Source organism: Streptomyces sp. NPDC051133 (genome assembly GCF_040682635.1).
Lineage (GTDB): Bacteria > Actinomycetota > Actinomycetes > Streptomycetales > Streptomycetaceae > Streptomyces.
This window is the reverse complement of the sequence record NZ_JBFBBK010000100.1, coordinates 1-11909: the sequence shown is the minus strand read 5'-3', so window position 1 is coordinate 11909 and position 11909 is coordinate 1. Positions and strand designations below refer to the sequence as shown.

At 64.3% G+C, this 11909-nt stretch carries 12 protein-coding genes and 6 pseudogenes; 10 read left to right on the top strand and 8 right to left on the bottom strand.

The annotated features are described in order from the left end of the window. Positions 1-100 precede the first annotated feature (100 nt). Positions 101-394, top strand: a complete 294-nt coding sequence (locus AB0N17_RS44030) for an integrase core domain-containing protein (RefSeq protein WP_366017322.1) — start codon at positions 101-103, stop codon at positions 392-394. 395 nt (positions 395-789) lie between these two features. Then, on the top strand, positions 790-1134 hold the full coding sequence (locus AB0N17_RS44025) for a hypothetical protein (protein ID WP_366017321.1): 345 nt from the start codon (positions 790-792) through the stop codon (positions 1132-1134). A 148-nt stretch (positions 1135-1282) separates the two neighbouring features. On the opposite strand, the gene AB0N17_RS44020 is transcribed toward AB0N17_RS44025, so the two are convergent. Continuing rightward, the gene (locus AB0N17_RS44020; RefSeq protein WP_366017324.1) at positions 1283-2173 is read right to left on the bottom strand and encodes an IS3 family transposase; all 891 of its coding nucleotides are present in this window, start codon (positions 2171-2173) and stop codon (positions 1283-1285) included. Positions 2174-2196: 23 nt separating this feature from the next. After that, positions 2197-2484, bottom strand: a complete 288-nt coding sequence (locus AB0N17_RS44015) for a transposase (protein WP_060902739.1) — start codon at positions 2482-2484, stop codon at positions 2197-2199. 265 nt (positions 2485-2749) lie between these two features. Between AB0N17_RS44015 and AB0N17_RS44010 the strand changes: the two are divergent. The 5 genes and pseudogenes from AB0N17_RS44010 to AB0N17_RS43990 all read left to right on the top strand — a co-directional run bounded on the left by AB0N17_RS44010 (position 2750) and on the right by AB0N17_RS43990 (position 5644). After that, positions 2750-3553 (top strand): annotated as a pseudogene (locus tag AB0N17_RS44010) (IS5 family transposase). 643 nt (positions 3554-4196) lie between these two features. Continuing rightward, positions 4197-5006 (top strand): hypothetical protein, encoded by an 810-nt coding sequence (locus AB0N17_RS44005; protein WP_366017320.1) that lies wholly within the window; start codon positions 4197-4199, stop codon positions 5004-5006. Next, a complete protein-coding gene (locus tag AB0N17_RS44000; protein ID WP_366017319.1) occupies positions 4966-5139 on the top strand; it encodes a hypothetical protein in 174 nt (57 codons plus the stop codon). Before AB0N17_RS44005 ends, AB0N17_RS44000 begins: the two co-directional genes overlap by 41 nt. Then, positions 5081-5236 carry a transposase gene (locus AB0N17_RS43995; RefSeq protein WP_366017318.1) on the top strand — a complete coding sequence of 52 codons (156 nt, stop codon included), beginning with the start codon at positions 5081-5083 and terminating at the stop codon, positions 5234-5236. The genes AB0N17_RS44000 and AB0N17_RS43995 overlap by 59 nt, the downstream gene beginning before the upstream one ends. Continuing rightward, a pseudogene (locus tag AB0N17_RS43990) lies at positions 5233-5644 on the top strand (transposase). Before AB0N17_RS43995 ends, AB0N17_RS43990 begins: the two are co-directional and overlap by 4 nt. Here AB0N17_RS43990 and AB0N17_RS43985 read toward each other — a convergent pair. Next, a pseudogene (locus AB0N17_RS43985) lies at positions 5608-5898 on the bottom strand (transposase); the annotation flags it as partial. The pseudogenes AB0N17_RS43990 and AB0N17_RS43985 overlap by 37 nt on opposite strands. A gap of 88 nt (positions 5899-5986) precedes the next feature. Then, the gene (locus AB0N17_RS43980; protein ID WP_366017317.1) at positions 5987-6424 is read right to left on the bottom strand and encodes a hypothetical protein; all 438 of its coding nucleotides are present in this window, start codon (positions 6422-6424) and stop codon (positions 5987-5989) included. Positions 6425-6434: 10 nt separating this feature from the next. Here AB0N17_RS43980 and AB0N17_RS43975 point away from each other — a divergent pair, with 10 nt between their 5' ends. Continuing rightward, a complete protein-coding gene (locus AB0N17_RS43975) occupies positions 6435-6746 on the top strand; it encodes a hypothetical protein (RefSeq protein ID WP_366017316.1) in 312 nt (103 codons plus the stop codon). A gap of 191 nt (positions 6747-6937) precedes the next feature. Here the strand turns inward: AB0N17_RS43975 and AB0N17_RS43970 are convergent. The 4 genes and pseudogenes from AB0N17_RS43970 to AB0N17_RS43955 all read right to left on the bottom strand — a co-directional run. After that, positions 6938-7183: pseudogene (locus AB0N17_RS43970) on the bottom strand (transposase); the annotation flags it as partial. A gap of 416 nt (positions 7184-7599) precedes the next feature. After that, positions 7600-8388 (bottom strand): hypothetical protein, encoded by a 789-nt coding sequence (locus tag AB0N17_RS43965; protein ID WP_366017315.1) that lies wholly within the window; start codon positions 8386-8388, stop codon positions 7600-7602. 812 nt (positions 8389-9200) lie between these two features. Then, a pseudogene (locus tag AB0N17_RS43960) lies at positions 9201-9404 on the bottom strand (IS1380 family transposase); the annotation flags it as partial. Positions 9405-9524: 120 nt separating this feature from the next. Further along, the gene (locus AB0N17_RS43955; RefSeq protein ID WP_366017314.1) at positions 9525-9833 is read right to left on the bottom strand and encodes a hypothetical protein; all 309 of its coding nucleotides are present in this window, start codon (positions 9831-9833) and stop codon (positions 9525-9527) included. Positions 9834-10582: 749 nt separating this feature from the next. Between AB0N17_RS43955 and AB0N17_RS43950 the strand changes: the two genes are divergently transcribed. Together AB0N17_RS43950 and AB0N17_RS43945 are read left to right on the top strand one after the other, a co-directional pair. Further along, a complete protein-coding gene (locus AB0N17_RS43950; RefSeq protein ID WP_366017313.1) occupies positions 10583-11005 on the top strand; it encodes a hypothetical protein in 423 nt (140 codons plus the stop codon). Between the two features lie 237 nt (positions 11006-11242). Further along, positions 11243-11809, top strand: a pseudogene (locus AB0N17_RS43945) (IS110 family transposase); the annotation flags it as partial. Positions 11810-11909: the final 100 nt, after the last annotated feature.

Below are 11909 nucleotides of genomic sequence, written 5' to 3'. Positions count from 1 at the left end.
AAGATCCTCGGCTGGAAGACCCCGGCCGAGGTCTTCGAGGAACAGCTACGCTCACTGCAACAGCCCGGTGTTGCAACGACTGGTTGAACTCGCCCAATATGTGTCGATTCGCTACACAGACCGGCTCGCCGAGGTCGGGGCCGCCGCGTCCGTCGGCTCGGTCGCGGACTCGTATGACAACGCGATGGCCGAGGCGCTGAACGGCACCTTCAAGGCCGAGCTGATCGAGATGCAAGGACCGTGGCGGGACGTCGACCAGGTCGAGCGGGCGATCTTCCAGTGGGTCACCTGGTACAACGAGGAACGGCTCCACTCCGCCCTCGACTACGTACCGCCCGCCGAGTACGAACGCGACTGGTGGCGACAGCAGGAAGCCACCCCACAGTCCGCCTGAAACAAGATCTACGAAACCCGGGACAGCTCACGACCTCAGCGAGACGGTCACGTTCGTCAGCAGTGTCAGTTCCTGTTCGAAGATCCACCAATGACCGCACAGACAATGATCTGTCAGCAGATGGCGACAAGGAGTCCAACCTGAGTGACCTCCCGCCCTGCTTTCAGCCATCCTCTAAGCACCTTTTCCCATGCTTTGAACCATCTACCACCTCAGGAGCCCACCAAAAGGTCAGAAATGTCCTGTTTGCCTGACGGTGTCCAGTCATTGGCGTAAACGATTCGGCAAGATTTTTTACACATGCAGGCTGGCTGGTTCTCGCACTCCATGATCTGTTAGCAATCTGAAGCTGTGTACATTCGGGTGAAATATTCCCTTCGCGAAAGGCTGAGAAAATGCGTCGACTCATTGCTGGCCCTGTCCTCTGCGTCGCACTTCTTGGAGCCGTGGGCGCTGCTTCTCCCGCCATGGCGGCAGCTGCGGCCCCACGAGAAGGCCTCTCCGCCCCCACCCTGGAATACCCGGTTACTAAGTACTTCACCGGAACCAGCACCGTCAGCAAGGAAGACGCCATCGGGGATGCCGTAAACAACATGCAGGACTACGCGGAAAACGAAATCATGGGTGACTGCAAGGCTGTGCAGACGACTGTCCACTCCCATCCCATGATTGCGGGTGGCTGGTACTATGAGGCAATCATCCAGGCCAAGTGCACGGAGAGCCCCGACGGTGAAAACTGACGGTTTCTCGGTAATCTGGAGCCACGTGACCTGATAGGCAGATCCGATTGAGCGTCGCAACGGCGCCGGAGACCTGCAATGAGGTAGCGAAAGACTCTCGCCACCACTGTGTGAAGTTCCCCCCCCCCGCGAACTGGACAGCGGGTGTTTACGCTGCCGGGACGAGGTTCTGCCTGAGCAAGGATCTCGTTTCGAGCGGGGTGACGTACCCGTAGTCGGGGTGCCGACGGAGCCGGCTGCGGTTGTACTCGACTTCGGCGTAGCGGAAAACGTCGGCCCGGGCGGCCTCGCGGGTCTCCCACATGGTCGTCCCGATCTCTGCTTTCAGGATGGCGAACCAGCTTTCCGCGGCGGCATTATCGTAACAAGAGCCGACGCGCCCCATCGAGTGCCTCATGCGCAACTTGCGTATTTCGCTGCGGAATTCGCCACTTGTGTACTCGCTGCCGCGATCCGTATGCATGACGCAACCCCGCTCCAGGCCGCCACGCCCGGCCGCCATCCGCAGGGCGGCGACCGGCAGCTCGGCGCGGTGGTGGTCGGCCATCGCCCAGCCGACCACCTCCCGCGTCGCGAGATCGATACAGGTCGCCAGATGCAACTTCCCTTCCAGCGTGCTGAGTTCAGTCATGTCGCCGACGAGCCGCATCCCGGGCCGGGGTGCGGTGAAGTCCCGGCCGATCAGGTCGAGCGCGAACACCGCCCGCTTCGCCTGCCGGGTCAGGCCCCGGCGCCGGCGGCGGGTGATCCCGACGATGCGGTGCTTGCGCATCAGCCGCTCGATCTTCTTGGAGTTCACCACCCGCCCGGCCCGCCGCAGGGCAGCGTGGATCCGCGGAGCCCCGTAGGCACCGCGAGATCCGGCGTGAAGCACCCGGATCTCGCCCACCAGCACCTCCTCAGCCCGCTCCCGCGCCGTCCGGGCCGGCCGTGACGCCCTGTGCGCGTAGTAGGTGGAACGGGGCACTCCCAGCACACGGCACAGAAACGCAACGCTGTGACCTGCAGGATTACCCTGCGATGCCCTCTCCGCATCGATGAAACGACACCGTGCAACGGTGTCTACCTCATCTTGTCCTGAGCGAAGAAGGCGGTCGCTTTTCCCAGAACCTCGATCGTGGCCTCCTGCTCGCGGACCTTCCGCCGCAGCCGGACCAACTCCTCACGCTCCGCAGTCGTCAAAGCCCCGGCGGGCCCCTCACCGCGGTCGACCTTCGCCTGCTTCACCCACCCGCGCAGCCCTTCCGGACTCACGCCCAGATCCCTCGCGACTTCGGTAACCGTCTTCTCCGAGGACAACGCCAAGGCGACCGCGTCCCGCTTGAACTCGGCCGTGTACCGCTTACTCATGTTGCTCTTGCTACTCACTACCTGTGACTGCTTCCTCCGGGACCATCCGTCCCAGTATCAAGCTGTCCGGCCGGCAGGGGGAACCTCAGTGGCCTGAGGAAGGCTCCACATACTGCAGTCCGCAGATCGTGTGACGGCGTCCGCTTGCTGCCGTTGACCGGACATCATGCTGGACGTGATGACTGAACGTCTTTCATCTTGTGCTGGCGGGTGAAATGGGCTGGTCAGCGGGCGTGGTGACGAGGCAGGGCCCCTCGTCGCGGGCGTGGTGATTCCACTCAGCACACCCGCGACCGAAGGGGCCCTGTTGATTCCGTATCCTGACGCTCGACGTCCCGCATGAGCTCGTCGAGCATGTTGCCTGGCTGCTGTACGAACACCGCCGCGCAAGCAACACCCGCTGGCGCAAGCTCGGCTGCTTCAATCAGGCGTTGCTCACGCTGGTCCATCTACGTAAGAACGAGACGTTCGCCCAGCTCGGAGCAGGTTTCGGGATATCTCAGGCCACCGTCTGGCGATACGTGGACGAGGCTCTGGACGTTCTGGTCTCCTGGGCACCTGGCCTCCATGAAGCCCTCACCGGCCTCGGTGAGGGCGACCACGTCATCGTTGACGGCACACTGATCCCCACCGACCGGATCCGCGCGGACGAGCCGTGCTACTCGATGAAGCACCGCAAGCACGGCATGAACGTGCAGGTCATCGCTCCTCCCGACGGCACACCACTCTGGTTCTCCCGCGCGACGCCGGCAGGACCCATGACCTGACCGCGGCCCGTGCCCACGGCATCGTCCAGGCCTGCCTGACCCGGCAGATCCTCGTCCTCGCGGACCGCGCCTACCAAGGCGCCGGCGCCACCTTCCGCACCCCGTACTACCACCACCGCAAACAGCCTGAGCACTACCAGCAGTTCAACCACGACCACACCCGACTGCGAGCCCCCGGCGAACGCGCCTTCGCCCAGTTGAAATCCTGGCGGCTGCTCCGGCGAGCCAGATGCTCCACCCGCCGCATCGGCACCATCGTCCAGACCGTTCACACCTTGCTGATCTGCAACTATTCAGGATGAAAGAGGTCATTCTTGAACAGGTGGGAGTCGGCGGGTTTGCCGAGCCAGTCTACTCTCCGCCTCGCCGAGCGTGACCTGCGCCCGCTCAGCCTCCTCCCGCAACCGCGCCACCTCTTTCCGGACCTTCTTCTCCTGTGCCTCGAGCAGACCGAGCACCGACGGCACCAGTGAGCGAGACGAGTGGGCGAACCGCCCCTCCTCTCCCGCCTCCAGCCGAAGTACTACCCAGGCCGAACCAAACGATCACATCGGGAAAGCGGATGGCGCCTCAGAGACCAGGTTTACAGAAGGTGTCAGGAAAACTGTCAACGCTGTAAACCCTGACGCGGCCGCCCAATTCCATAGAGCCTGTATCCGCGGGACAAGCAGTGGGGGCGTGTGACTTCTAGCCGCCTGAGCTCCCTGCTCTCGGATGAAGCCCCCCAATACAGCAACCATGGATGGCAGTTAACGAACCGTCAATTTCGATGGTAAGAGTTTACGCTGCAGTCATGCGGCGAAACGGAATTTTACCAAGTCTTGGTGTAGTGATGGCGCGCCTTTGCGCCATTCTCTTACGGGTCTACAGACGATTGCGATCTCTGCTGGAACGGGGAGAGTCGGCGATCGCTTTCCCCCCACGGTAGATCGAGAGGCAACACATATGCCTGTAAACTGGTCGCGACTGCAGGGTGTACGGACGCTGACGCTGGCGGCGGCCGCGTTCGGGATGGTGGCCGCGATGGCGTCGCCGGCCACAGCCGATGACACGCCCACTGCTAAGCAGATCCTGGCCGACTGCGCCTCAGGCGTGGGCAAATGCACTTTCAACTCGCCCCAGTTGGGCAAGGCCTACCTGGGTGATTTCCACAGGGTCTCCGATACGCTTTACAACTGCAGTGCCTCTCCTGCTACTGAGTCAATGACCTGGACCGACTCGGTCAGCTCCTCTGATTCCCTCGGAGTCTCCATCGCCGAGGGTGCCGGCCTCGAAGGCATCGTCAACCTCAGTGTCACGGAGACCTACGATCACACCTGGACGAGCGAGCACTCAGAAGAGAGCTCGGCGACAGCGACGGTGGAACCTGGTGAGATTGGCTGGATTGCGCGCGCCCAGGTGATGCAGACGGTCTCCGGCGTCTGGCAGACCCATTACGACGATCGACACTGGGGCCGCTACACCTGGTTCCTTCACGACACCATCATCGGTCCCGCCCCCAACGACACCGATGGCAAGCAGAACGTGCTCGTCGTCATGTCCCGCAAGATGACTGAGAGGGAGAGGCAATCCTGCTCCGGGGCGCGCAAGGGCAACGCCTTTGATCCGGCCCGCCCCTTGATGGCTTCAAGTGCCATCGGCCGGTTGCCAGTAAGCCCCCACCGCGGTTCGCAAGGACCAGCGGGCCAAGAGCGACTCCTATCTGCAGGGACTGATGACGGACGGTCGGCGCAAGTCCATCCAGGCGACGGCTGAGCAGCTGCCGGACGGCAATGAGCAGAACCTGCAGCAGTTCGTGAACCAGTCCACCTGGATCCGTTGCCGGTGCGGTGTCGAATCGCCGAGCGGATGGTGCCGCTGGTGGCCCGGATGCCTGGGCGGTCGATGACCTGTCGTTTCCCAAGGACGGCAGGATGTCGGTCGCCGTGGCCCCGCAGTACTGCGGGGCACGCTGGGCAAGCAGGCGAACTGCCAGGTCGCGGTGAGCGTGCACGCCGTCACCGATACCGCATCGTGCCCGCTTCAATGGCGGTTGTTCATTCCCAAGCAGTGGGCCGATGGCCCAGCGGCGGCAGAGGACTCAGATTCCCGACGACGTCGGACATCAGCAGAAGTGGCGACTCGCCCTGGACATCATCGATGAGCTGGCCGGATGGGACCTGACGCCGCCGGTGCTTGTGGCCCCTGCCGGCTACGGCCAAAACGCCGACTTCCGACGGGCCGACAGGAGCGGGGCATCGGATACTGAGAGGCCGTCCGCTCGGATGTCACCATCCACCCGCACCGCGCCCAGCCCATCACGCCGCCCTGGTCACGGCAACGGCCGCAACCCGCAGCGCCGCTACCGTGACCAGGGTCATGTCCCCTGTGGTGGTGTAGCGAGGTCGATCTGATCTTTGTAGATCGTGTCCATGCTTCCCTCGGGGAGATAGCGGCGGGGGAAGGCGATCCATTCGTCGTGCATCTCGACGAGGACGGCGGTGGTGAGGCGCTCGAGGGCGTCGGGGTTGGGGAAGATCTGGACGACGTCGGTCCGGCGCTTGATCTCACGGTTGATCCGCTCCAGCGGATTGGTCGACTGGATTTTCTTCCAGTGCCGATCAGGGAAGTCCGCGAACGCGGTCAGGTCCTCCTTCTGACTCTGACGCGTAAATAGCAGCAGGTCAGGGTGGGTGTGGGCAGGTCTGAGTGCCCGGTGGCCGTGGCGGTCGCCGGGGTGTCCTGACTCTGGTCGGTCAAGCTGCGCCTTTCAGCGGGTTGAGGGTGACGGTGTAGCCGAGCTGGTTGAGCGCGTTGATCGCGCGGCGGGTGGCGCGTTCGGGGTCGCGCTGGGCGAAGTAGGTGCCGCCCAGCTCGTGGTAGGTGACGTTGTCGGTGAGCATGTGCCAGATTTCGGTGATGATCGAGTGCTCGACGGCGACCAAGGCCCTGAGCGGGCCGCGGCGGGCTGTGAGCCGCTTGTAACGGACCTGCAGGTAGGTGTCCTTGGTTCTCACCGCGCCGAACGCGGCGAGTCCGAGGGCGCCTTTGAGATACGGGTCGCCGGGGCGGACCTTGGTGTTCTTGGTGCGGCCGGCGGACTCGTGGTGGCCGGGGTGTCCCCGTACTTGTGTGGGTGCACCACCGAGTACGGGCCGCGTCGCCGTACGGCAGCAGTACATCGAACGGGCCATCCCCGAGTTCGTGGGCATCCCGGCCCCGGCCGTCTCCTGCTGGACCACAGCCCACGCCGACGTGCACTGGGCCAACCTCACCGAACCGCTGCGCCTGCTGGACTGGGAAGGATGGGGCATGGCCCCGGAGGGATTCGACGCCGCCACGCTCTACGCCTACTCGCTGCTCCAGCCGGACACCGCCGCCCGCGTCCGCACCGCCTTCCCCGTGCTGGGCAGTCCGGCCGGCCTCGCCGCCGAAGCGACCGTGTGCGCCCAGCTGCTCCAGACCGTGGCCCGCGGAGACAACCTGGTCCTCGAAGGGGAACTCCGCCGCCGCTGAGCCCGCGTGGTCGCCCCGACCATGAGGCCGACCACGCCGGGGGCGACCCCCGACCACGGCGCCGGACGGGCCGTGTCCGAAGTGACACCCAATTCGAACAAGCGATCTAGGTCGTGTTTGAGATGTGGTCACAGTGCCTGCCGTATCAAGGTGAGTTGGACGGTGGCTTCGTAGCGAATCATGTGTGGGATCTGCCGTCGGCGCAGATGCTCGCGGATCTTGCGGGACGAGTACGCCCGGTCGGCGAGGACCCGGGCCGGCCGGGTGCGCGGGTGTCCGCCGCCGATGCGGGCAACCCGGATGCGGTCCATCACCTCGGTGAACACCGGAGCATCCCCGCGCTGGCCAGCGGTGACGACGGCCGCCAGGACGTGAAAGGAGGCGTCGACCGCCAGGTGGATCTTCGTGGTCAGGCCGCCACGCGAACGCCCAATCGCGTGGTCGGCCGGCTCGGCCGCCAGGCCGTCCGGACGCGCCCGCCCGGATCGTGATCCCCTTTTTGCGAGCCCCGGCGGCGTGCTGGTGGGCCCGGGCCTGTGCGGGCTCGCCACCAGATCCAGTCGAAGACCTGCCGCCGGTCCCGGGGCTTGCGGCCCATCCTCGGCAGCGGCAACAACACCGCCTCCCGCCGGGCCCATTGGTTACCCGTCAGATCTCCGCGAGCCATATCAAGATCGTTGCACGACCTTGATCAACATCTCAAACGCGACCTAGATCCACTGGGCTTTTGAATAACCTTCCAGGTGCGGGCGGACACGGAAGCCGCTTCGTCATCTCAGGCTCCCCGAGACCGTAGTTGACGCCTTCACCTCACGGTCTACTCCCGGACGAACCCGCTGTCAGAAAACCACCGCTAGCCTTTCGCTGTGTAGCTGCTTTGGTCGTCGCAACTGGCCTGCTCGGAGGGGGTCATCGGGCGCGAATCGGAAATCATGCCGACCGCACCCTGGGCATCAACGGCTGCCGGATCGGTCTGCTTCGGCATAACACCCGTTATATCGGTAACGATGTTGTACTCACCCATCGCTATTCCCTTGCCAGGGGGCATCTTTGAGGAATCGACCCCGGTGATAGTCACGTCTGCTATCCCGTGGGCTGTGCCGTAGAAGTCTCCCCGGTCGAACCATCCGACCTCGCCCGGCTGGACGGTCATGGTATCGGAACTCGACTCGGTGCTGGACGACCCCCAGGACCATTGGGTGCTCTGCGTGCCTGTGACCGTGACCGTAAGGGTTCCACCCACGCCGAGCGGCGCGAAATCGCCTCCCGCCGCGACAGCCACGCTGACGGAGTAACCCGCGGTCACCGAGGCTTCTTTGGAGTAGGACCAGGCCAAATTCTGCGTGGCCGGACTCTTCGAGCAGTTGAACAGCAAGTCACTGATCCGCTTCTTGTAATGCGGAGTCCAGCCAGAAAACGACTCCTCGTTGAAGTAATTGAGATGGCACTGGTTCTGGCCGTCCCCGAGGCCCACCTTGGCGCAATACGCACTCGCCCAGTCGTTGGGGAAGTTCACGGCTTTGCCCTGCGCATCCCTAGCGCCGAAAGTCCTACCGGGCTGCTGAAGAGTGATTAGATCCAGATCCGTGAGTTTGCTGTCAGCATGCGCCGTCGTGCCGATGATCAGGCTGCCGGCCACCATTGCCGCCGACGTCGCCGTGGCACATACAAGGCCACACTTCCACCGTCTTGAGTGTCGCGCCATTTTAGCCCCAGGCTGAAGTAGAAACGCTACGTGAACTATCCCAAGGAAGGGGAGCCGCCCATCGGGATGGATCAAGCAGTGAGGCGGCGCTCCCGGATGACAGCACCATCTCGCCGCAGCCACCCGAAAGAAAGAGACAAATTGTCAGGACTCACAGCAATTTCATTACAGACGTGCCCCACCAGGTTTGGCAGCCGAGTCCTGCCGGACTCGCGCTCCATCGGCGCCGGAGGGTGTGGCGGCTCCTCGTCGGCGCCGCGCCTCCGTCGCGGGGTGTGTCCAGTAGTCAACGGCCCTTTCTCACATTCGGTGGTAACGGAGAGTTGTCAGGGTCGTTACTGACTTTGGAGGCGGGTTGTCGTAGGGGCTGACGGTCGGTGATCGTCGCGGTATGCCGGGTGTATGAGGTATCCGCAGGGTGGGGGTCTGACGGCGGAGAGGCAGGCATTCCGCGAGCGGGTCAGGCTGGAAGCCGTTGCGATGTTCGCCGAGGGGCGGGGCAGCACGAGCATCGCGAAGGAGTGCTGTGGAAGCACTGAGCGTCCGGCCTTGACGCTGGCGGCCGGCATCACCCGTTCGGCCCGCTGCTGTCGCTTGTGGGCTCGCAGGCGCTGAGCGACACATTGAACCGTTCTGACTTCTCTGCCGCTCCGTTGTGAGCTATCAGAGAGGATGGGGCACGTGCCCAAGACCGGATGGACCCGCAGCGGGAAGTGGGCAGCCTCTGGCCGGTGGCCGGGCCGCTGCTCAAGCATCACCGCCAGGTCGGTGGCGATCCGTCCCGGGGTATGTCCGGTCCCGCGAGGCCGCAGCGGCCTGAGAGCGGTGGAGTATGCGGCGGTCAGTCCCGTGGCGTCGGCAAGATCCGCCAGCAACCGTGCTCCCGCATGACCGACCATCCCCGAACCGTCGGTACTGACATAGATCTTGGGACGCAACCCGATACCCTGCACGTAGAAAGTGCCCTCCGCCTGGACCGACAGAACCCCTCAGCAAGGTTCATCGTCCCAGGTCAGGAAGGCACCTTCGCATTTCCGCCTCACCAGCCGCCGTACCCAACCGAAACGGCGAGGCTAGTAGGGGCTGGGAATCAGGCAGAATGTGATGCTGTCAATCGGGAAGAACGCGGAGGTGGGCGTGGGCCTCCCTGTCGGTGCATGCAGGTTGAAGTCTTCCATCAACCCACCGGGAAAGCCGCTGGCCAGATCGTAGGTGTAAATGTTTGCAGTCGGAGAGCTTCCACTTGCGGCGTGAACGATGACCTGGCGGGCGGCGTAGGGGCCGGCGATATGGAAGTCGAATTCTGGCCCCTGAAAGCTGGGGTGCGGGGTAATGGTGACCGATCCGCCGGGGAAGCTCGTCGTTCCGCTGGCGGGTGTCACGTCGACCTGGAAGGCTCCCGCTACACTGGCGCAGCTCGGGCTACCGCTAACTTGGGTGGGCTGCACGCCTGCCTCACTGGCCGGCCCCGCAGCCGCCAACGCGGGGCTGGCGGCGATACCGAGAGCCGCTGCCGTAGCCAAGCTGGCACCGGCGATCCGCGTTCCCCAATTAGCTCGGCGCGAATGGGCCCTTGCTCGGGTAGTCACTCCCATAACGAGCGCACTCCTTGCAACGCAGTTGTTCCCGGCCTCTGCCTTGCGGAGTCCTCGCACCTCCTTCATTCGGAAGTTTGAGTTCGGAAAATCCACCGACCGCTAAGCATCCCAACATTTGCATGATCGGACCGTCCTCGTGCTTTACGGCACGCCCCCTACGCCAATTGGGTTCTTCAGCGTTGCTGCGGTACACCGGGCCGGTGATCCGCTTCACCGTGAACGCCGGATGGAAGGTCCCTTCACCTTTTCAGCGTTCACCGAAGCCCTGAATGGCCTAAAAACAGTGTTGTTGCATATAACGAAGGCCAGATTTGGCTAAGATCGTGTCCTAAGCACGAGGTCTGAGCGGATGTTTCAACTCGGCTGTGGCAAGAAGAAGGCGCGAGAGTCCGCGGAGGAATGAACGGTATCGAGGTCTCAGACAACCTCAGAACACAAAGGTTCTCCAGATGCGAGTAGCTACCCGTACAAGAACCCTGTCGCGACGAGCGAGGTGGGGTGCTCGGTTCGTCGGCGCCGGCCTCGCTACGACAGTGGCGCTCGGCATCGCCGCCAGCCCGGCCTCGGCCGCCGCGGTGGTTCCGCAGCTGGTAGGCCAAGACGCGACCTGCGACACTGTCGTGCCGGGAGACTTCACCATCGCGCTCCCCGACGTGGTCCAGAACGGGATGACGGTCATCACCGGGTCCTCTCCCACCGCGACCCTCACCACTACCACGAACGCCTCCAACCAGTTGAGCTTCGACATCGACCGGGACTACGCCGTCCGCGCCGTCATCGTCTTCAAGGGAGGCGAGCCGACCGGTAGCGGCAACGCCTACGTCTACTCCGCCAGCTCCGTGCCGCCCTTCCCTCGCGGTATTGCGGCCGATACGGGCCTGACAACCCCAATTCCCGGTCAGACGATCGACGCCGTCACCTTCTGCTTGGTCCCTGACCCGTACAACCAGCCCTAATGGGAGCTGCCGGGTCGGAGAGACTCGGTGCCGTAGCCGCCAGCAGGTGAGCACTCACCAGCCCGGAAGCATCCGACTTCTGTGGTCAGACCGTGCCCCTGCTGGTCGGCCGGAAGGCCAGACCGCTGATGGGGTGGCGTGCCCGCCGGGGAGGGCGTGAGCACTGGATCCATTAGGGAGCGTGCCGCGTCTTCCGCAGGCTGCGCAGCAAGTGAAGTCCCGGACGAGGAGGGCGTGTTGCTACTGATCGGCGATGACTGGGCCGAGGATCACCATGATGTCGAGGTCCAGGACGCAGCCGGCCGGAAACTGGCCACCGCGAGACTGCCCGAGGGCGTGGAGGGCATCACCAAGCTCCACGAACTCCTCGCGAAGCACGGTGGCACCGACCTCGACCCCACCGAGGTGGTCGTCGGGATCGAGACCGACCGGGGCCCGTGGGTGCAGGCCCTGATCGCCTCCGGCTACCAGGTGTACGCGATCAACCCGCGGCAGGCCGCGCGGTTCAAGGAGCGGTACGGCACCTCCGGGGCCAAGAGCGACAAGGGCGACGCTCACGCGCTGGCCGACATGGTCCGCATCGACCGCAACCAGCTGCGGCCCGTCGCGGGCGACAGCGAACAGGCCCAGGCCGTCAAGGTCGTCGCCCGCGCCCACCAGACCCTCATCTGGGAACGCACCCGCGCCTTCCAGCGACTGCGCAACACGCTGCGCGAGTACTTCCCCGCCGCCCTTGACGCCTACGCGGACCTGGAACTGACCAGCACGGACGCGCTGGAGCTACTGATCAAGGCACCCACCCCTGCCACGACTCTGTTGCTGAATTCGTCAGCCGGCGAGTTGGTGGCTGAGGCGCTCGAGTCGGCTGGTGCGAGGCTTGCGTAGTGGGTCGGTGGTCCACCAG

Excerpts from the sequence above, each read along its gene's own strand:
- AB0N17_RS43980 (WP_366017317.1), bottom strand. The coding sequence starts at position 6,424 with ATGGCCCGTTCGATGTACTGCTGCCGTACGGCGACGCGGCCCGTACTC.
- AB0N17_RS44015 (WP_060902739.1), bottom strand. The coding sequence starts at position 2,484 with ATGAGTAAGCGGTACACGGCCGAGTTCAAGCGGGACGCGGTCGCCTTG.
- AB0N17_RS44025 (WP_366017321.1), top strand. The coding sequence starts at position 790 with ATGCGTCGACTCATTGCTGGCCCTGTCCTCTGCGTCGCACTTCTTGGA.
- AB0N17_RS44005 (WP_366017320.1), top strand. The coding sequence starts at position 4,197 with ATGCCTGTAAACTGGTCGCGACTGCAGGGTGTACGGACGCTGACGCTG.
- AB0N17_RS44000 (WP_366017319.1), top strand. The coding sequence starts at position 4,966 with ATGACGGACGGTCGGCGCAAGTCCATCCAGGCGACGGCTGAGCAGCTG.
- AB0N17_RS43965 (WP_366017315.1), bottom strand. The coding sequence starts at position 8,388 with ATGGTGGCCGGCAGCCTGATCATCGGCACGACGGCGCATGCTGACAGC.